The sequence below is a fragment of the Streptomyces sp. NPDC048411 genome (assembly GCF_040704695.1).
Taxonomy (GTDB): domain Bacteria; phylum Actinomycetota; class Actinomycetes; order Streptomycetales; family Streptomycetaceae; genus Streptomyces.
The window spans coordinates 98,748-119,631 of record NZ_JBEZKL010000001.1; the positions used below are offsets into that span (position 1 = coordinate 98,748).

The window sequence follows — 20,884 nt, forward strand, 5'->3', positions numbered from 1 at the left end:
AGCTCCCGGCAGATGCGTGGCCTGCCGGGAGCTTCAATGCCGCCGATTAACCTCCGATGAACATTCGGTTTCTGATCGCTCCGTTGTCATTTCTCCAGATCACCAGCAAGCGCCCGCCTGTAGGAAGCATCGCCCGCATAGCGTCCCTGCAGTACTGGCACGCACCATAGGTCCCGGTGATGTAGAGCGTTGCGTTCACTCCGGGATTTCGCCGCATGATGGCAGCGCTCTGGTTCTCCAGGTGGTGGAAGTTCTCACGCGTCGTACCCGGAGGAGCCACGTGACCCGGAAGACAGTTTCGGCACTGTCCGTTCGGAGTCCGACCCGACGAGAGGTCGAAGCGCTGGCCGTCTGCGAGGGCGAGATGTCCGGACATTCCACCCGGTTCCGCGAAGGCGTTGGCCGCCTCGTGTGCTCGGCTGAGGCCGTCCTCCATTTCCTCTGCCGTGGGGCAAGTGGCGTTGTGTACCAGGACAGAGGACGGCCCCGCCAGCACATAGTACGTGTGGACGTCACCGACGGTCAGGTTGTGAACCGTCGCTCCGGGGCTCGTCCAGCGCTGGACCGAGCTGATCTGGACGTACACACCGGCGCTGGTCTGCAGCCACTGGCCGTCATGCAGGTCGGTGGCCTTGATCCACTTGCCCAGCTCGGGGACCCAGAACGGGTGGCCGTCGGTCGCGGTGACCTGGGCCGTCTTGGTGCCCTTCTTGCCGTCTACGTCGATCGTGACCTTGACGAGGTGCTTCAGGCCCTGGCCCTTGATCTCGGCCGTGACCGTCTCGATCCGAGTCTCGCCCGTCTTCGGATCGGTCGCCACGACCTTGTCGCCGGCCTTGACCTGCTCGATCGGCTTCGTGGTGCCGTCGGCCATGAGGACCTTGGTGCCCGGCACGAAGCTGTTGCCGGTCGAGCAGGAGCCGCTGCTGCCGCCTTCCTCCACCTTGCCGGCGCCGCCGGAGCCGCTCGATCCGCCCTTGCTGCGGGCGGATCCGCCGGAGTTGCCGCCGCCGCCTCCGCCGGAGCTCTTGCTGCCGCCGCCCTTGCCGCCGCCTGTGCTGTGGGAGGAGACCTTCGGGGCGGCCTTGACCTGGGCCTGTTTCTGGGCGGGATTGCCTGTCTTCCGTTTCGCGGCGGCAGCCGCGTCGGCTAGTTTCTTGGCGGCCTCGGCGGCTTTCTTCTTCGCTCGTTGCGCGGCTTCCTTCTTGGCTTTCTCGATGGCGAGTTTCTTGGCCCGTAGCGCTGCCGCTTCGGCGGCCTTGGCTGCCTTGAGGACGGCCTCGGCGGCCTTCTTGGCGACCTTGAACGCCTTGATGGCGTCGATCGTGCGGTTGACGGCCTTGATGACCGCCGGGATCTTGCCGAGCTTCGACCACGGGATCGCGTCGACCGCGATGCTCACGCAGGACCACATGTCACCGCCGAAGCAGGCCATGGCGTCGTTGATGCCGATGAAGTCCTTCAGCGTCTCCCACGCGACCCCGAGGATGACGGAGGTGAGGGACTTGCCCTGCATCGCCTGCGCCTGCGCGACCTGGGCCGCCGACAGACCCGCGCCCGCGAGGGCCGCGGCCTTCTCCGAGGCGGTCAGGCTGATGGCCAGACCCGTCGGGTCCGAGTACGTGACCGGGTTGTTGTGGGCGTAGACGTACCCGTTGGCCTGCTGCGGGTCGTTCAGGTCGAGCACCGGGTCGGCGGACAGGAAACGTCCGACCGTCGGATCGTAGAGACGGGCGCCCAGCGGCTGGAAGCCGGAGGCGTCGTCACGGGACTTGCCCAGGAATCCGTTGCTGTTCTGGAAGTTCTGCCCCACCGTGTCGGCGCCACGCTGGTTGCCGAACGGATCCTGCTTGCGTATCCGGACCGGCATGCCGCTGGTGAGCGCGACCTCCGCGTACGCGGAACCCTGGTGGTCCGAGGCGAGCGCGGTGAGCACCTCCCCGCCCGTGCCGTTGGCGTAACGCATGACCGCGCCGCCGGGGGCCGCGTAGGTGCGCTCGGTACGGACGAGGACGCCGCCCTGCTGGACGGTGACCTGCGCCTCACCGAGATTCAGCGTGGCCTGCTTGCCCTGGATGGTCAGCAGACGTCCGCCGTCGGGGCCGTAGATGTGCCGGGTGTCGTTCTGCGGCAGCCACTGCTGGGCGGCCTGGGCCGCGTCACAGGTGGCGAGCACGATCGCGGTGCCGCTCACGTTCGCCGCGCCCTGCACCGCGAGGCACAGGTTGGAGTCGACGTGGGTCAACTGACCCGCGGCGTTGCGCTTCAGCTGCTGGGCGCTGCCGCCGTCGCACTTCTTCAGCTGGACCGCGGAACCGGCGGCGTTGGCGGCCGGCTGCAGACACCAGGTGTCGTACATCTTCAGGGTGCCGAGGTCCGGGTTCGCCTGCGGAGCCGAGGCCGTGGCCGGGACCGGGTCGAAGTGCCAGGCCTGCGCCACCGTGCCGTTGCACTGGTAGAGCTGGACCGGCTGACCCGCCGCGGCGAGACCGGACTTGAGGTCGATGCACTTCTGGCCGAGACCCACGTACGGGGTCTTGCCTCCGGAGCCCGAACCGGTGATCCGCTCGACCTGGCCGTCCCAGGTCCACGTCAGGTCCTGCTTGTCACCGTTCTGGACCGAGGTGATCGACTTGGTCTCGCCGGTCAGCTCGTACAGTCGCGTGGCCTCGGCCGTGACCTGCGCCCCCGCGGGGGTCGTGTACTTCTTGGTGACCTTGGTCAGGGTGTGCGGCTGGTCCTTCGCGGCGTTCTTGCCGTACGCGTAGTCGGTGACCGCGTCCTTGGCCGTGTTGCCGCCCAGGTCCTTCTCGGTCAGCTTGGTGCGGTTGCCGAGAAGGTCGTACTCGTACTCCTGCCAGTAGCCGGAGCCGTCCTTGCCCGACGCCACGTTGAGCGTGCCGTCGGTGTTCTTCGGGTTGGTGCAGTTGGTCTGGTCCTTGGAGGTCCAGGCCGACTTGAGCTGACCCACCGGGTCGTAGACGAAGCACTGGCGCTCCTCGATCCCGGTGGAGTTCTCCTGGATCGAGGTGACGTTGCCGGCCGGGTCGTAGGTGTAGCCCCGGTCCGAGACCAGGGTGCCACCGACCACGGACTTGTCCGCGTCGTCGCCGCCCTTCTCCCGGTAGACCGACTGCTTCGTGAGCGCGCCGCTGGACTCGTCGAACGCGTTCTGCGTCCACACCCGGTAGGGCTGGGCGCCCAGGGTGGAGCGCATGACCTGGCCGTACGGGTCGTAGACCGTCTCGGAGCCGTACCAGTCCTTGCCGGAGATCGAGAGCGGCAGACCCTGCTTGTTGTAGCGGACGACCAGCTTCTCTGAGTCGAACTTGCCCACCGCGGGAAGCGTGGTCTCGTCCAGCATTCCGTTGTCGGAATACGTGTAGCTGTAGGTGTAGTCCTTCTTGAAGCCCCACGTGTCGACGATCGACTGCGGCAGGGACAGCGTGGTCGAGGTCGGCGCGTAGTCCTTGGTGTAGCCGTCGACCTTCTGGGTGTACGCCAGACCGTCGGTGTAGCGCGTGGCGGTCGCGGGCATGCCCTTGCCGCCCGGGACGGTGTCGTACGTGTAGTCGGCCAGCACGGTTCCGGCGGCGCTGTTCAGGCGCTGCTGCTTCGGCCGCGACAGCTCGTCGTAGCCGCTCCAGACCTTGGTGCCACGGGCGTTCGTGAGGGTCAGAACGCGGCCGAAGGCGTCGTACTCCGTAGAGGTCGTGCCCGTGTCCGGGTCGGTCGCTGTCAGCGGCTTGCCCTGGTGGTCGTATGTCCAGGTCCACGGGTGCGTCTTGTCGGCGGAGGCGGTCGCCTTCTCCAACTGGCCATGCGCGTCGTAGTCGTAGCTCGTCGACGTGACCCCGCCGGGCGCCGCCGGATTGTCGGTGTCCGTGCGGACCGTGCGGCCCAGCGCGTCGGTGAAGACCGTGTAGGACGAGTCACCCTGCGGCTGGACGACCTTCGACCAGTCCTCGCCGTACTCGTACTTCGTGGCCCGCTCCTCGTACGCCTTGGAGTAGGACTCCTTGGTGTTCGGGTCGACCCACTTGAGGTACGGGGTCTCCTTGACCACGCGGCCGAGGCCGTCGTAGGTGTAGCGGGTGATGTTGGGAACGACCGTGTCGGAGACCGGGGTGAAGAGTTCGCCCGGCGTGGCCTCCTGGGTCAGATAGGCGTTGTTGGTCTGGTAGACCTCACCGGCGCTGTCGTACAGCGTGTCGGTGATCAGCCAGCCGGAGCCGTTGTCCGACTCCTCCTGCGTCTGGCGCTCACGGCCGAGGCCGTCGTAGAGGGTGACGGAGGTCTCGATCCGGTCCTCGTAGCCACGCGCGTACGTGGTGACGTACGGAGGCTTGCGGATCTTGGTTTTCGGGTCCTTCGGGTCGGTCTCCTCCTTCGGGACCGTGTAGACCGCGCGGAAGTCCGGGACGCCGCTACCAGGGGTACGGCCCGGGGCCCACGCCTCGGCCAGACGACCCAGCGGGTCGTACACGGCCTCACTGACGAAGTTGTTGACGTCGGTCGTCTTGAGGGTGACCGCGCGGCCCGGCTCCAGCTCCTGGATCTGGCTGTGGCCGAGGACGTTGGTCGTGGTGACCTTGAACACCTGGCCCTGGGGCGGGTCGTAGGTGATCGTGGAGGACTTCGGGCTCAGCTGCTTCAGCTGTTCCGGGCTGGTCGTCCGGATCACCCGGCCGACCTCGTCGAAGCCCGTGGTGCCGTTGGTCTCGAAGCCGGTGCCGGCGCCGTTGAGCGACCACGACTCGGTGGCCAGACCGCGGCTGTTCGCTCCGAGTGCGGTGTCGTAGGCCGTGCCGTCGTACGCGGTGCGGTTGGCGCCGCTGAGCGTGGACAGGTCGGTCCACTTGGCGTTCACACAGGTCGTCGGCGAGACCAGGACCTGCTTCGACAGGCCGATGAGGTTCTTGGTGGTCTGGTGCAGGTAATCCAGCTTGGTGCAGGACTCGTCGCCGGTCTTCTCGGTGTCGCCCAGCGACTCCACGAACTCGGGCAGACCGTACGTCGCGTCGTACGTCGTCGTGGTCTTCACCGAGCGCAGGGTGCGGCCGACGTTGCCCTTGTCGTCCTTGTCGTCCTTGTTCTTGCCGGACGCCTTGGTGTAGGCGATCTCCTCGGGCTCCGTGACCCGCCACGCCTTCAGCGGGTCCAGGCCGTCGTCACGGTCGCGCTTGGCCAGCTCGGTGGCCTCGGGCTTGGTGATCGAGCGGGACAGCCAGTCCTTGTCGGCCTTGGTGGAGTCGGTGTACGTGAGCTCCTCGGCGATCCGGCCGGCGAATGCCTCGCGGTCCTTGGCGATCTCGGCACCGGTGATGTCCTTGACCGGAACGGTGTCGCCCATGCCGCGGAAGTAGCGGGTGACGGACTTGGAGCGCGGGCTGTCGGGGCCCGGGGTGTCCTCGTCGGGGGTGGAGCCCTCGCCGCTGTCCGCGGCGGACTTCTTCGGGCCGGTGATCACCGTGGTCTGCTCGAAGCCGGCGAACTGCGAATACGTACGCGTGGACTTCTTGGTGAACTCGGCGTCGGCGAATTTCCACGCCGGGTTCTTGTACTCGTAGGAGGTCCGGGTCGTGAAGCTGCCCTCGATGTTGGGCAGTTCCTCGATGGAGTCCACGACGTACTTGTGGAACCAGTCGATGTCCTCGACCTCGGGGTCCGGGTTCCAGAACGACGGGTAGCACAGCCGGTGGTTGGCTTTCAGTGCCGCCTTGTCGTCCTTGCCCGGAAACGGACCGTTGAGGCAGTCGTCCTCGATCGGCTTGTAGTTGACGACGGTCTCGCCGCCGTACTCGTTGACGACACGCGCGATGCGCAGCCGGGAGAAGCCCGGACGCGACGGGTGGACCGCCTTGACGCGGTTGGGCATGTCCTCGGTGTTCGGCTCGAACCGCACCGAGTTGAGCGTGATGCTGTCGTCGGTGGAGCCCTTGCGGGCGTAGCCGGTGCGCTGGACGGACTCCAGCCACAGGGCGGTGTTCGCGCCGGTCTTCAGCTCGGCGAAGGACTGCTTGAGCTGGTACTCGTCGACGACGTCGGGGGTGGTGGTGTCGGTGCTCCGCTGGGCCTTGGTCGTGATCTTGTCGAGGCGCTTGCGGGTCCAGAAGGACGGGCCGGCGTTCCAGCACTTCTTCTTGGCTGCACAGCGCAGGTCGGCCGGGGTGTCGAACCAGGGCCGGTACTTGCCCGGGTCCTTGGAGTTGAAATTGTCGTCGTTGCAAATGACGCCGCCCACGGCGTAGCAGCGCTCGGCGACGGTGAAGTCGACGCGGGCCGGGGCCGTGGCGGTGAAGATGCTGTCCTTGCGCTGGCCGTAGTGAATGTGCGACAGGTAGCCGTCGCGGTCGTAGACGACCGGGGCCTTGAAGTTGAAGTTCCGGGCGTAGTAGTTCTGGTCCTTTTTCCACCACAGCGACATGGCGTTGCCGTGGACGTCCTCGACGTAGTCGAGGCCCCAGCGCCAGCCCTGGGTGCACCAGGAGTTCTTCCAGTCGTCGGTGGTCGGACCCTTGTAGCAGTCCTCGCCCGGGTGGTTGCCGTAGACCGGGACCGTGAGCACCGAGTCGGTGGTCGGGTCGTCGTCCGCGGTGTTGTCCTTGGTGCCCTTGTCGGACCAGCCGGGCAGCTTGTTCAGACCGAAGTGGTACTTGGTGCCGTCCTTGGTGGTGACGACCCAGTACTCACCGTCCTTCGCATTGTTGCCGGTGGCCTTGCCGGTGATCCGCTCGATCTTGGAGCCGTCGCCGTTGGCGGTGAACCACTGGCCGACGGGCTTGCCGTCGCTGCCGTTCGGGCCCTTCGTGGCATCCCAGACCAGCTCGGTGGTCATGCCGCCGAGCGAGAGGGTCGCGTTGTCCGAGCCCCAGCACAGGTCCGCGGTGCGGTGCGTCTTGTTGTTCGCACCGTCCTTCTTGGAGTCCTCGCGGCAGTTGACGTACGTACGGGTGATGGAGCCCGCGTTGTAGTCCCAGCCGTCACCGATCCACGACGCCTGGTTGTTCGACGAGGAGGTCCGGCCGTCGACCGACTGGGAGGAGTACGCCAGGCTGACCTTCGGCATCAGGCCGCCGGCGGTCTCGGGGACCTGCACGTCGTACGAGTACGTGAACGCACCCGACGAAGAACCCGCCGACCAGGAGCCGGACGACAGCAGCGGGGAGGCCGTGAAGTCGCCCTGCACCGAGGAGCCGGTGTCGAGCATGCCGAGCGCGGCACCGCCGGTCGTGTTGGCGACAGGCCGCACCCCGGTCTCGTAGGACGCCTTGGTGGCCTGGCCGGCCGAGGCGACGTCCTCGCCGAGCAGACCGGCGACCGGGATCGTGCCGGTGACGAGGGTGCGGGTACTCGCCTTCTTCGCGGCCTTCGACTTGGTCGGCGCGTCCTTCGCCGCGACGACCTTGACCGAGGAACTCAGCCGCTGGAAGTGGGCCTTGCCGTTCTTGACGTCCTTGTCCCCCTCGGACACGGACATCGTCGTGACACCCGCGTCGTCCGCGCAGTCACCCTCCGTCGGCGAGGAATACACGCACTCCGGCAGCAGCATCAGACCGAAACGGTCAGCCGCCTGCGGACCATACAGATCCGCGAAACCGGTCGTGTCGACCGTCAGGGTCACCTCGGCGGTCGGGTCGACCGTCGCCGGCGGGGTCACCTTCATGACCAGACCCGACACACCCGCGTCCTGCGACGCGGTCTGCGGAGCCAGCCCCACAGTCCAGTTGCCGGCGAGGGCCGAGGCATCGCCGCCCTCGGGCACACCGATGGCAATCGGCAGATTGTTCGTCTCATTCGTCACCGGCACCGTGGCACCGGGCGCGGTCGTCGACTCGATCTTCGCGCTACCACTGCCGTCGACCCACGGAGTGATGTTCGCCGGCGTATAACTCTCGATCGGAACCTCGGGCGCCAGCGTCAGCGTCTTCTGGGCCGTCTCGTCGCCGGGGAGTTCGGTGCTCTTGGGCAGCTCCGGCAGCTCGACCTTGGAGAGGTCCTTGTCGCGGCTCATGCCGGGACCGGGGATGGCCAGCGCCTGACCGCCCAGGCTGGTCACGGTCAATGTCGAGGACAACAGGAGGACGGTCGCCGTGCGGCTTCGCCGCCGGCGCCTTCGTTGTGACTCTGTCAGGGCTGGGCGTCCTCGCCCCAGCCATGACAGCGGACCTGAAGCACGCATACGCGTCGACTCCCACCCTGGCAATTCAGACAACGGACGAGGTGCGGAAACACCAAAAGGCACACGCCTGGATCAGGCGCGTGCGTGCGCACTCTCTGTCATGGACGGACCACATTTCAAGGTCACCGGGAGGGTCCGGAAACAGATTCCAGTGATCTCCGCCACGGCGCAAAGTGGATCATCGTGCCACAACTGACGCCTCGTCAGAGGTTTATGGATGATTCACCGGATGAAACTCAATAAGAATCCATAAAAGCCCTGAACCGGACGCAATTGACACTCAGTCAAATCGTTTCCAACGAAGAGTAACGAGTTTATAAACTCTTTACGCATCGACGCCGGTCCCCGGGTGTGTCATCGTGTGCGCGCCTTCTGCCTCGCGGCCTGCCGACGGGGCTGTCTGTGCTGTCCTCAATCCGATTGGTTCCCACGGGAGTAGACCGCCGTGACCGCGCCGCCCCGATATCTCAGCCCGTTCGTGCGCACGCGCACGCGGCTGTCCCTGACCCTCGGCCTCGTCCTGGCCGCCCTGATCGCCGCGCTGCTGCCCTGGTGGCAGCCGGGCGGCAGCACCCCGCCCACCGCGTCCGGCAGCACCGCCGACGCCACCCGCGCCTCGACCGGCCCGCGCGACGAGGCCACCGCCGTGGCCCTGGCCGTTCGTTCCGGCAAGCAGGTCCTGATCGACACGGCCACCACGGCCACCTCGCTGACCTGGGCGCTGCCCGACGGCCAGCTGCGCACCCGGACCAACGCCACGCCGGTCCGGGCGAAGAACGCCGAGGGCCACTGGGCCCCGGTCGACAACACCCTCAAGCGGACGCCGAAGGCCCCGCACGGCCTCGGCATCGCACCCGTCAACCCCGTCGTCCCGGTGCGCTTCGCGAGCGGCAGCGCCCATCCGGCGCGTGCCGACCGCTCGTTCACGCGCGCCGAGGCCCCGGGCGAGACGGTGCTCGCCGAGATCGACCTCGATGGCCACACGGTCGCGTACACCTGGCCGGGCGCGCTGCCCGAGCCGGTGCTCGACGGCCCGCGCGCCCTCTACTCCGAGGTGCTGCCGGGCGTCGACCTGCTGCTCGTCACCCGGGAGGAGGGCGGCCTGGCGCAGGTCCTCATCGTCAAGACCCCCGAGGCCGCGCGGCAGGAGGCGCTGAAGACCGTCACGTACGGGCTGCGCTCCGACACCGCCGTCTTCCGGCAGGACACGGCGGCCACCCGGGTCCAGGTCCTCGACAAGGCCGGCGCGGACGGCAAGGAGATCGGCACGATCCCGACGCCGTTCGCCTGGGACTCCAGCGGCCGTGACCCCGAGCTGCCCGAGGGCACCCCGAACCGCACCTCGGTCGCCACCAGCGCCGACGTCCTGAAGCTCTCCGGCCTCACCGGCATCGAGCCGGGCGCCCAGTCCGCGCCGCTGCCGATCACCCTGACCGGTGAGAACACCTCCTCCGCCCGGCTCGGCCTCGGTCTCGCCGCGACCGGCCTGGCCGACCGCGAGGGCGTGAGCTATCCGCTGTTCGTCGACCCGCCGCTCAACCCGAGCTGGGCCGCGTGGACGGTGGCCTACAGGCCGTACCCGACCACCAGCTTCTTCAACGGCACCAACTTCTCCAACGGCACCTCCGACGCCCGCGTCGGCTACGAGAAGGACACCGGCGGCCTCGCCCGCTCGTTCTGGCGGATGGGCTGGGACAGCTCGATCAAGGGCGCCACGGTCTCCAAGGCGACCTTCAAGGTTCTCAACAACCACTCGTGGTCCTGCGACAAGCGTCAGTTCGAGTTCTGGCTCACCGGCGCGATCTCGTCCGGCACCACGTGGAAGGCCCAGCCGAGCTGGTCGTCGGTGATCGAGAAGAAGTCCTTCGCGCACGGCTGGTCGTCGTCCCTCTGCCCGGACGATTTCGAGGTCTTCGACTTCACGTCCACTGCCCAGACCGCGGCCGACAAGGGCTGGGCGAACATCACTGTGGGCATGCAGGCCACGACCGAGACGGACACTCAGACCTGGCGCAAGTTCAAGGCGACCACGGCGCAGATCGAGTCCACCTACAACCGCAAGCCGTCCGAGCCCACCGCCGGCACCTCCAGCCCCGGTGGCGCCTGCACGCCCGGCCCCGGCGCCGGTATAACAATCGGCAAGACCAACATCACCCTGTCGGCGACCGCCAAGGACGCCGACAGCAACCTGAAGTCGCTGCGCTTCCGCATCTGGAAGACCGGCGGCACCGTGCCGGCCGGCACCTTCGTGACCACCAACTCCAGCGGTGCGGCCTCACTGACCATCCCGGTCACCGACCCTCTGCTGAAGGACATCACCACCAACACCACGCTCTCCTGGGACGTGATGGCCCGGGACGCGGTGGGCGCGGACTCCACCGTCTACCCGCCGGGCACCGAGCCGTGCCGCATCACGGTCGACCCGAGCGGCCCGTCCCAGCCCATCGTCACCAGTGACGTGTTCCTGCGCGCCACCTCGAACGGCGCGACCTGGGCGACGGTGAACTTCGGCGACACCGGTCCGATCACCTTCGAGTCGCCGGGCGCCACGAAGTTCACGTACGCGTGGGGCGGGGTAAGCCCCGCCACCGTCACCGCCAACGCCAGCGGCGTGGCCACCGTGGCGGCCCTCAAGCCGCTGAACGCGGGCCCGAACACCCTCCAGGTGTACGCCTACGACAGCGTCGGCAACGCGAGCGCGCGCACCGACTACACGACGTACGTCCCGCCGAAGGAGGTCGCCGACAGCCCGGGTGACACCGGCGGCGACGGCATCCCCGACCTGCTCGTCATCGACGCCGCGGGCACCCTGCGCACCTATCCGGGCCAGGAGGGCGGCGAGCTGTACGGCCAGCTGGCCTCGTCGTACAAGATCGGGGCCGACGGCAAATCGGTGCTGAACCCGCCGGGCCACTGGTACGACCCGGTGTCCAAGAAGGCGGCGCTGATCGCGCACTACCAGGACACCTACCCGGGCGACGGGACGACGGACCTCTTCGCGGCCACCCCGGACGGCGGGTTCTGGCTCTACCCGGGCGACGGCTACGGCTCGTTCAACGTGGACCAGCGGCTGAAGGTCCGGCTGCCCGCGAACGCACCGGCCCCGTCCACCTGGACCCAGCTCAAGGCCGTCGGCGACATCACGGGCGACAAGCACCCCGACCTCGCCGTGCGCGCCAGCACCGCCTTCTGGGTGCTCTCGGGCTACTCCGGCGGCACCTTCCAGAGCGCCACGCTGATGGAGGGCACTGCCTGGGGCACCGTGCGTGACATCGTCAACCTCGCGGACATGAACAAGGACAACGTGCCCGACCTGCTCTGGCGCAACGTCGACAACGGCAACATGTACGTCCGCCACGGCAAGCGCGGTGCGGTGGCCGGCAGCGTCGACCTGGAGTCGCTGAAGCAGGCCGTGAACTCGGCCGACGGAGTCGACGTCCCGTTCGGCACCAGCTGGACCAAGGCCGCGATCGACCACGCGATCGGGATCCCGGACATCAACAAGGACGGGATCCCGGACATCTGGGCCCGCTTCGTGGCCGACGGGCACATGAGCATCTACCTCCCGTCGACCACCAACACCAACCCGCCGGCGAAGACCGTCATCGGCTCGGGCTGGATGGTGATGCTGGCCTTCGGATAGTCCCCTCCGGCAGGAGGAGAGGGGGGTGGGCCCCCGGTGCCGTGCGACGGCACCGGGGGCCCACCCCTTTCCGCCAGGGCACGGTCTACGGGGCTTCGCCCTCCGCGACGGCCTGCCGCACCTCCGCGACCCGCGCCCGCTCCTCGTGCACGAACCGCTCGCGGTCCAGGGCCTCGGCGATCTGGCGAAGGGTGCGTCCTGCACACCTGCCCGGATCGCCCGGTACGACTCGGACCGGGCCCCTGCACCGTGCGTGCGACGCCATGCAGGGTGAGTGCGGGGCGGGTAGGGGTCAGTACGGGTCGTACGAGTCGTCGCCCTCGTCACCGTTGCGCCCGCTGTCTCCTTCGCTCCCCTGCCCCCGGCAGTCCGTCACAAGAGCATTCGCGCTCCGCTTCTCCAGAATGTCGCGTGCCCGCGCCTGGCCCCAACTGGTGGCGTACCACGGTGCATCGGATACACGGAGCGTGTGCTGGATCTCGTTGAGGGCACAGGACCGCAGCGGTTCGGGAAGCCTGTCGAGAGCCGGTACGGCGTCGGCCGAGAGTCCCCGGAGGTAGTCGATGTCGATGGTGTGATGGCTGCGGTAACGCTGCACGTTCTGTTCCGCGATCAACCCGTCGGGCGAGACGAGGCCGAACGTGAGCACGGCGGCGGCGGCGCTCGCCGCCACGGCGCGCGGCAGCATACGGGCGCCGAACACACCCGCCGCCATGATCAGGACGAGCACCACGCCCAGCCAGAGTTCCACCGCAGCCACGGATATGCGCAACCGGGTCAGGCCGTAGGCATCGACGTACAGGTCCATGCGCCGCAGCGCCGAGGCGACCACCACGAGGGTGAGGAGGCAGAGCGCGCCAAGAACGGTCCGTACGAGCGTGCGATCGCGCGAGTTCCCGCGCGGTGCCCAGCGCAGTGCGAGAGCGATGACCAGGAGGGTGAGCAGGGTGGCCCACAGCAGCTGCCAGAAGCCCTGGCGGGCGTATGCGGAGTAGCTGAGATCGGTCTCGGCCATCACCCTGTCGTACCCGCCGAGCAGCACGGTGAGCTGGATGGCGATGAATACGGCGAAGAGCAGATTCAGCACGATGAGCGGCAGCGCCCATTCCAGGCGCCCGCGGGGCTTCCCGTCACGCACGGTGATGTCGTCCCAGCGCACCGGGGCGGCGGCGGTGTATGCGGCGGTGAGCGCACCGACCAGACCGACCACGAACAGGAAGAACCGCCACGGGGCCTCGCCCAGCGACACCTCGGGGATCACGTTGCCGAGCACATCGGCGAACGCGGCATCCGCACTGGCGAAGAGCGTTCCGAAGACGATGAGCAGGCCGATCGCCGCCGCAGTGGAACGGAACACGACACCCCACCGACCGCGGGAACCGGTCATACGGTCGCGAACACCACCTGCCCCCCACCTCAGTCCCCCGGCCACGGAGGAGAAGAGACCCACGGATCCGAGGAACACGCCGAGCCAGCTGCGGCTGCCGTGCAGCGTCAGCGAGCCCAGCGCGACGGCCGACACAACGGCGAGGAAGACCGGCCAGCCCGCATCCCTGAGCGCCGGGACCGCAAGCAGAGCAAGGCCGCCGACCGCCCAGACCGCGGACCAGGACCGGAGCCGACGGCCCGCTGCCTGCGCGGCGAAGTAGGCCGCGAGTGCGGCGGGGACTGCCACGATCAGCAGGTTCGGGCCGAGTCCGTCACCGAGCAACAACGCGCTGAGGAGCGCGGTGGCGGCGGCCGCCCAGAGCGTAGCGTTACGGATGGCGGCCGGGCGGGCCGGGCGCAGCCGCGCGAGCGTACCGGCTGTCTGCCGACTGCTCTGCCATGGGTTGGGCTGCTGCGGTTGCCACCCTTGTTGCGCGTACGCCGGGATCCTCGGCGCCTGCGGAACGGCGTCCCGGGACTCCGGCACCTCGGACGGCTCCGGTCGCTGCGTCGGCTCACCCTCCGGCTCCGACTTCATCGCGCGAGACGGTTCCGACGTGCGAGGCGGCTCGGGCCCCTCTGGCTGGACGGCTGAGTCTGACGCGTGATCGGGCATGGGACCCCTCCCCACCGAGGTCCGCTCACACGGCAGCTGAAGAGTGCGAGCAGCCCGGCATCTCATTCGGCACACGCCCGTCACGGTGATCACCGAGGGCGGCGTGGCCGAAAGGTTAGCCCCCTGCTGCCGCTCGCAGCCGTCCGCGGCAGGGATGTGTCAGTACCGTGACAGTCGGCCCGTCTCAGCTGCGACCCGGGCGGGGAAGCCAGTCCGGCAGCTCTTCCGCCTGCGCCGACCAGTCGGCCGGCGGTGCGCCCGCCTTGCCCGCCGCGACGATCCCACCGACGATCGCGCAGGTCGTGTCCACGTCCCCACCGGCCTGAGCGGTCACCCAGAACGCCTTCTCGAAGTCGCCGAGGCTCCGCGCCGCAGACCAGAGAGCGAACGGCACCGTGTCATGTGCACTGGTACGGCGGCCGTTGCCCAGAACCGCGGCCACGGTCCCGGCATCGCCGAAGTCGAGCATGTCGCGGGCCCGGCGGAGCCCGGCGCCCACCGCGCTGCGCGGTACGAGCGCGACCACGCCGTCGAGGAGTTCCTCAGGCGTCGGTGGCCCCCCGGGTGCGGCTGCGAGCGAGGCGGCCGCCGCCACGGCCATCGCACCCACGACGGCTTCCCGGTGCTGATGCGTGGTGTATGAGGAGATCTCGGCCTGGTGCGTGGCCTGCTCGGGGTCGTCCGCGTACCAGGCGCCGAGAGGTGCGATGCGCATCGCTGAACCGTTGCCCCAGGAGCCCTGGCCATTGAAAAGCGCCGACGCCAGCTCGCGCCAGTCGCCGCCCTCCCGGATCAGTCGGAGCATCCGGTTCACGGCGGGGCCGTATCCCCGGTCGAAGTCGTGATGGTCGGCGAAGGAGTGGGCGAGCGCGTCCTGATCGATACGGTCGTGCCCGACGAGCACGGCCAGGACCGAGCAGGCCATCTCCGTGTCATCGGTCCATTGCCAGGGTCCGGGCGGCAATGCGCGCTGTTTCAGGAGCGGATAGTTGACGGGCACAAAAAACTGGGATCCCAGGGCGTCCCCCACGGCCAGCCCGCGCAGGCTGGCCAGGGCGCGCTCGAAGCGTGAGGCGGTAGCGGAGTCAGCGGTCATCGCCCTTCCACCCTATCCGGTGATGCCGTAGGGGTCAGGAGTGCGCCACCGCTCGAACGGCTGGTCAAGGGTGTAGCGCCCGTCCTCGCCGAGTATCAGCGTCCGCTTCTCCCCGTTGCCGGGATTGGACAGTGACTCGAATTCGGCCACCGTCCAGTGGAACCAGCGCATGCAGAACAACCGCATGGTCAGTCCATGGGTGACCAGCAGAACGTTGGGCGGATGGTCGGGGGCTTCGAAGCTCCGGTGCAGACTCTCCAGAAATGCTCCGACCCGGTCGTACACATCGGCGCCGGACTCCCCCTGCGCGAAGCGGTAGAAGAAGTGCCCATAGGCATCCCGGTACGCCTTCTGCAGTCTTACGTCCTCGCGGTCCTGCCAGTTTCCCCAGTCCTGTTCACGCAGCCGTGGCTCCTCCCGCACCCGCACCCGCTCCAGGTCGAGGCCGAAGGACCTGAAGGTCTCGTGCGTGCGGCGGTAAGGCGAGACGTACACGCTGACCCGCTCCGTGCCGAAGAGTTCGCGCAGCTGGGCCCCCGTCTCCCTGGCCTGCCGCAAGCCCGTCGCGGTGAGCCGCAATGCATGGTCGGGCTCACGCTCGTACACCGTGTCATCGACATTGCCCTCGGACTCGCCGTGCCGGACGAGGACAATGCGCTGCGGTCGTGCCATGTACAGACCCTAGACCGGTTCCAGCTCATGAGATCGGTTCCAGCTCAGTCAAGCAGCAGATCCGCGGGCCGGGCCGGCGGGCGGGCGGGCGTGAGCCGCCTGCGCTGCCCCACGGAGAGCGATCCGCCGGGTACCCGCAGGTCCTGGTCACGGAACAGCCCGTTGCCGCAGACATCGCCGACCGGCCTGCCGACGCAGCCCGGGCTGCCGCCCCGGCACGCCGTTCAGCACCCGCCGTACCGCGGCAGGACCTGGCTGATCACGAGCGCAAGGGCCCCGGGTGCCGTCGGCTCAGACCGTCCAGGAGGGTTCGAGCTGCACGACATCCCCCGCCAGAGCCGCCACATCGTCCTCGGTCTGCGCCCGTTGCGAAAGCCGTTCGACGCTCCCCGGCCGGTACTTGCCTCGCTCAGCGCTCGACTGCCACATCGACAACACGAGGAACTCGTGCCCCGGCGCTTCGCCGAACACACCGCGCAGCATTCCGGGCGATCCGGCCATCGCCGGATTCCACACCCGCTGCTGCATCAGCGTGAAATGCTCCACGCGGTCCTCATGCACGGTGCTGTGTGCCACTCTGACGACGTCCGCATCAGTGAAATGCGGCTCGAAGCCGGTCTTCACGTCGAAGCGGCATTCGAACAGTTTGACCTGGATGTCGCTGTACGTTCCGGACTGCGCCGCAGCCAACTGGTCATGCGCGCGCGCCATGAAGGAGTCGTAGAAGACCCGGTTCTCCCAGAACGCGAACACATGGGCAACCTCCGGTCGCCCCCGACTCCACCCGCCCCCCTGTCCCCTGAACCCCGGCTCACCGAGCAGCCCCGCCCACTTTCGCTGCCCCCGCTCGAAACCACGACGATCCATCACGGTGCAGCGAATCCACTTGACCAGCACCGAGCTATCGTACGGCGCCGAACGTGGCGCGGGTCATGCTCTGCCGGAGTGCGCCCGAACCGGTTAACCCGGACCGGAGAATGATCTCCATGACGGCCTTCCACACCGACCCTCTGTTCGCGCGTCTCGAAACGGCCGAGCGCATCCTCGTGGCCGGGGCGGGTGGCGGCTTCGACATCTACGCGGGCCTGCCGGTGGCGCTCCCCCTGCTCCATCAGGGCAAGGACGTCCGGCTCGCCAATCTGTCGTTCAGCGCGCTCGAAGGGCTGCCTCCCGATGCCTGACCGGCACCGGACGTCGCCGTCATCACTCCCGAAACGGCCCTCCACCAGGCGTACTTCCCGGAACGCACCCTCGCCCAGTGGCTCGAGCTGCACCACTACCCGAGCACCGTGCACGCCTTCGCCCGGGTGGGAATGCAGCCGCTGCGCGCGGCCTACCGGGCGCTGATCGAGCGGTACGACATCGATGCGGTCGTCCTTGTCGACGGCGGTACGGACATCCTGATGCGTGGCGACGAAACCGGGCTCGGCACCCCGGAGGAGGACCTGACCAGCGTCGCCGCCCTCGCCGGAATCGACGTACCGGAGCGCCTGGTCGCCTCCGTCGGCTTCGGAATCGACGCGCACTGAATGGCGCCGGGAACAACAATGGCCCGATTCCGCCGCCCGTGCCCAAGCCGGTTGGCTCCGGGGAGAGTTACGGACATGATCGGATGGTACGACCGGCCCAGCGACAAGGAGGGAAGCCCGATGAGCAATCCCAACAAGGACTTCGAAAAGGTCGAGGTCAGGCTCAAGTGGGACCCGAGTCCGCCGGGTGCGCCCGCTCACGACCTCGACATCATCGCGGCGACCTACCCGGCGGACGAACCGTCCGGCAGCCCCTCGTATCTCGTGCACTTCGACAGCCGCTCGCCGGACGGCACCATCACGCTGAACCGCGACAGCAGGACCGGCCAGGGTCTCGGTTTCGACGAGGTGATGACTCTGGAACTGGAGCGGCTGTCGACCGCGTACACCCGGGTCGTGGTCGGAGTGGTCATTCAGCAGCGCGACGGCCGGAAGACGTTCGGCGACATAGCCAATACCGGCATACAGATTCGCGAGGGCTACACGAACCTGGCGGAGGACGACTTCTCCGGGGTCGCCACCGCTACCGCGGCGACCGTGGCCGAGTTCGTCCGGAATGGATCGGGCGTCTGGACGTTCCACGGAACGGTCCGGGGCTTCGACGGCGACCCCGGTTCGTATGCCGCGATCATGGGAAACCACAAGCCGGGCGCCTGACACCTTGAGCCCCGGCAGGACAGACGCCGAGGGCGGTGGAGTCGAGAGACCGACTCCACCGCCCTGACTGGTGCTTCATGCCCCTAACGGGGCTCTGGATCAGCTGCAGCCGCTGGTCGAGCCGCAGCCCTCACAGATGTAGCAGGACCCGGCACGCTGCATCTTCGTACCGCAGGAGAAGCACAGCGGCGCGTCCGCGCTGATGCCCAGCTGCATCTCGACGAGCTCCGCCGAGGTGTGTGCCGTCCTCGGAGCGGGCATCTCCGCCTCCTGCGGAGCGGCCACCGCCTTCAGCGGCTCCGTCCGGAGCGGGGCGGACTGGGCCAGGCCCTCGACATCCAGCTCGTCGTCCTCGAGAGACGGCTCGTACGAACCGGTGTCGAGGTGACGCTGACGCTCCTCGGCCGAGTGGATGCCGAGTGCCGAGCGGGTCTCGAAGGGCAGAAAGTCCAGCGCCAGGCGGCGGAAGATGTAGTCGACGATCGACTGCGCCATCCGCACATCCGGGTCGTCGGTCATGCCGGCCGGCTCGAAGCGCATGTTGGTGAACTTCGAGACGTACGTCTCCAGCGGGACGCCGTACTGCAGACCGACCGAGACGGCGATGGAGAAGGCGTCCATCATGCCGGCGAGGGTGGAACCCTGCTTGGACATCTTCAGGAAGACCTCACCGAGACCGTCGTCCGGGTAGGAATTGGCGGTCATGTAGCCCTCGGCGCCGCCCACCGTGAAGGAGGTGGTGATGCCGGGACGCCCCTTGGGCAGACGCTTGCGGACCGGGCGGTACTCGACGACCTTCTCGACCGCGCTACGGATGGTCTCCTCTGCCTTGGCCGTGACCTCGACCTTCTCCTTCTCCTTGGTCTTCGCGGAGAGGGGCTGGCCGACCTTGCAGTTGTCGCGATAGATGGCGAGCGCCTTGACGCCCATCTTCCACGCCTCGAAGTAGACCTCCTCGACGTCCTCGACGGTGGCCGTCTCCGGCAGGTTCACCGTCTTGGAGAGCGCGCCGGAGATCCACGGCTGGATGGCCGCCATCATGCGCACGTGGCCCATCGCGGAGATGGAACGCTCGCCCATCGCGCAGTCGAAGACCTCGTAGTGCTCGGCCTTCAGGCCGGGGGCGTCGATCACATTGCCGTGCTCGGCGATGTGGGCGACGATCGCCTCGATCTGCTCCTCCTGGTAGCCCAGGCGGCGCAGAGCCTGCGGAACGGTGCCGTTGACGATCTGCATCGAGCCGCCGCCGACCAGCTTCTTGAACTTGACCAGGGCGAGGTCGGGCTCGAGGCCGGTGGTGTCGCAGGACATCGCGAGACCGATGGTGCCGGTGGGCGCGATGACCGAGGCCTGTGCGTTGCGGAAACCGTTCTTCGCACCGAGGCGGATGACGTCCTGCCAGGCCTCCGTGGCGGCGGCCCAGATCGGGCTGTCCAGGTCGTCCATGTGGACGGCCGTGGCGTTGGCGTCGGAGTGCTGCTTCATGACCCGCTGGTGCGGCTCGGCGTTGCGGGCGTAGCCGTCGTACGGGCCGACGACCGCGGCGAGTTCGGCGGAGCGCTTGTACGAGGTGCCGGTCATCAGCGAGGTGATGGCCCCGGCGAGGGCGCGGCCGCCGTCGCTGTCGTACGCGTGGCCGGTCGCCATCAGCAGGGCGCCGAGGTTCGCGTAGCCGATACCCAGCTGACGGAAGGCGCGGGTGTTCTCGCCGATCTTCTGGGTCGGGAAGTCGGCGAAGCAGATGGAGATGTCCATCGCGGTGATGACGAGCTCGACGACCTTGGCGAAGCGCTCGGACTCGAAGGACTGGTTGCCCTTGCCGTCGTCCTTGAGGAACTTCATCAGGTTCAGCGAGGCCAGGTTGCACGACGTGTTGTCCAGGTGCATGTACTCGCTGCACGGGTTCGAGCCGTTGATCCGGCCGGACTCGGGGCAGGTGTGCCACTGGTTGATCGTGTCGTCGTACTGGATACCCGGGTCGGCGCAGGCCCATGCGGCCTCGGCCATCTTGCGGAAGAGCGACTTGGCCTCGACCTCTTCGATGACGTCACCGGTCATCCGGGCGCGCAGCCCGAACTTCCCGCCGGACTCGACGGCCTTCATGAACTCGTCGTTCACGCGGACCGAGTTGTTGGCGTTCTGGTACTGGACGGACGTGATGTCGTCGCCGCCCAGGTCCATGTCGAAGCCCGCGTCACGCAGGGCGCGGATCTTCTCCTCCTCCTTGACCTTGGTCTCGATGAAGTTCTCGATGTCGGGGTGGTCGACATCGAGAATGACCATCTTGGCCGCACGGCGGGTGGCGCCACCGGACTTGATCGTTCCGGCGGACGCGTCGGCGCCACGCATGAAGGAGACAGGACCGGAGGCGTTGCCACCGGAGGACAGCAGCTCCTTGGAGGAGCGGATACGGGAGAGGTTCAGGCCGGCGCCGGAGCCGCCCTTGAAGATCATGCCCTCTTCCTTGTACCAGTCGAGGATCGACTCCATGGAGTCGTCGACGGCCAGGATGAAGCAGGCGGAGACCTGCTGCGGCTGGGGCGTGCCGACGTTGAACCAGACCGGCGAGTTGAAGCTGAAGATCTGGTGCAGGAGGGCGTACGCCAGCTCGTGCTCGAAGATCTCGGCGTCGGCCGGGGAGGCGAAGTAATTGTAGTCCTCGCCCGCCTTCCGGTACGTCTTCACGATCCGGTCGATGAGCTGTCGCAGACCGGTCTCGCGCTGCGGCGTGCCCACAGCACCGCGGAAGTACTTGCTGGTGACGATGTTGACCGCATTCACCGACCAGAAGTCGGGGAACTCGACGCCACGCTGCTCGAAGTTGATCGAGCCGTCGCGCCAGTTGGTCATGACGACGTCACGGCGCTCCCACGCCACCTCGTCGTACGGATGCACGCCGGGGGTGGTGTGGATGCGCTCGATACGCAGGCCCTGCTTCGTCGCAGTCGACTTGGATCCCTTGGCTCGGGAACCTCGTGCCGGGCCGCTCGCCGTCTCTGTCATGCCGCCTCCCATATGTGGGCAAAAACGCCCTGAAGTGCCCAGAACTTCCCGGGGCACA

At 67.9% G+C, this 20,884-nt stretch carries 9 protein-coding genes and 1 pseudogene; 3 read left to right on the plus strand and 7 right to left on the minus strand.

Annotation, left to right across the window (positions count from 1 at the left end; all coding sequences use genetic code 11):
• Nucleotides 1–46: 46 nt before the first annotated feature.
• Entirely contained in the window at nucleotides 47–8,014 is a 7,968-nt protein-coding gene (locus AB0915_RS00470) for a polymorphic toxin-type HINT domain-containing protein (RefSeq protein ID WP_366689016.1), read from the minus strand.
• Between the two features lie 613 nt (nucleotides 8,015–8,627).
• On the opposite strand from AB0915_RS00470, the gene AB0915_RS00475 reads away from it, so the two are divergent.
• Nucleotides 8,628–11,825 carry an FG-GAP-like repeat-containing protein gene (locus AB0915_RS00475; RefSeq protein WP_366688953.1) on the plus strand — a complete coding sequence of 1,066 codons (3,198 nt, stop codon included), beginning with the start codon at nucleotides 8,628–8,630 and terminating at the stop codon, nucleotides 11,823–11,825.
• An 85-nt stretch (nucleotides 11,826–11,910) separates the two neighbouring features.
• Here AB0915_RS00475 and AB0915_RS00480 read toward each other — a convergent pair whose 3' ends face one another.
• From AB0915_RS00480 to AB0915_RS00500, 5 genes are all read right to left on the minus strand, one after another.
• On the minus strand, nucleotides 11,911–12,090 hold the full coding sequence (locus AB0915_RS00480; protein ID WP_366688954.1) for a hypothetical protein: 180 nt from the start codon (nucleotides 12,088–12,090) through the stop codon (nucleotides 11,911–11,913).
• 27 nt (nucleotides 12,091–12,117) lie between these two features.
• Nucleotides 12,118–13,869: a DUF4153 domain-containing protein gene (locus AB0915_RS00485; RefSeq protein ID WP_366688955.1), complete on the minus strand. Its 1,752-nt coding sequence runs from the start codon at nucleotides 13,867–13,869 to the stop codon at nucleotides 12,118–12,120.
• A 184-nt stretch (nucleotides 13,870–14,053) separates the two neighbouring features.
• A complete protein-coding gene (locus AB0915_RS00490; protein ID WP_366688956.1) occupies nucleotides 14,054–14,965 on the minus strand; it encodes an ADP-ribosylglycohydrolase family protein in 912 nt (303 codons plus the stop codon).
• A gap of 12 nt (nucleotides 14,966–14,977) precedes the next feature.
• A complete protein-coding gene (locus AB0915_RS00495; protein WP_366688957.1) occupies nucleotides 14,978–15,637 on the minus strand; it encodes a histidine phosphatase family protein in 660 nt (219 codons plus the stop codon).
• 291 nt (nucleotides 15,638–15,928) lie between these two features.
• Entirely contained in the window at nucleotides 15,929–16,534 is a 606-nt protein-coding gene (locus AB0915_RS00500; RefSeq protein ID WP_366137315.1) for a YdbC family protein, read from the minus strand.
• 89 nt (nucleotides 16,535–16,623) lie between these two features.
• Between AB0915_RS00500 and AB0915_RS00505 the strand changes: the two are divergent.
• Nucleotides 16,624–17,163, plus strand: a pseudogene (locus AB0915_RS00505) (DUF1152 domain-containing protein); the annotation flags it as partial.
• A 123-nt stretch (nucleotides 17,164–17,286) separates the two neighbouring features.
• On the plus strand, nucleotides 17,287–17,823 hold the full coding sequence (locus AB0915_RS00510; RefSeq protein WP_366688958.1) for a TerD family protein: 537 nt from the start codon (nucleotides 17,287–17,289) through the stop codon (nucleotides 17,821–17,823).
• A gap of 99 nt (nucleotides 17,824–17,922) precedes the next feature.
• Here the strand turns inward: AB0915_RS00510 and AB0915_RS00515 are convergent, their stop codons facing one another.
• Complete coding sequence (locus AB0915_RS00515) at nucleotides 17,923–20,826, minus strand: vitamin B12-dependent ribonucleotide reductase (RefSeq protein WP_366688959.1); 2,904 nt, start codon at nucleotides 20,824–20,826, stop codon at nucleotides 17,923–17,925.
• Nucleotides 20,827–20,884 lie beyond the last annotated feature (58 nt).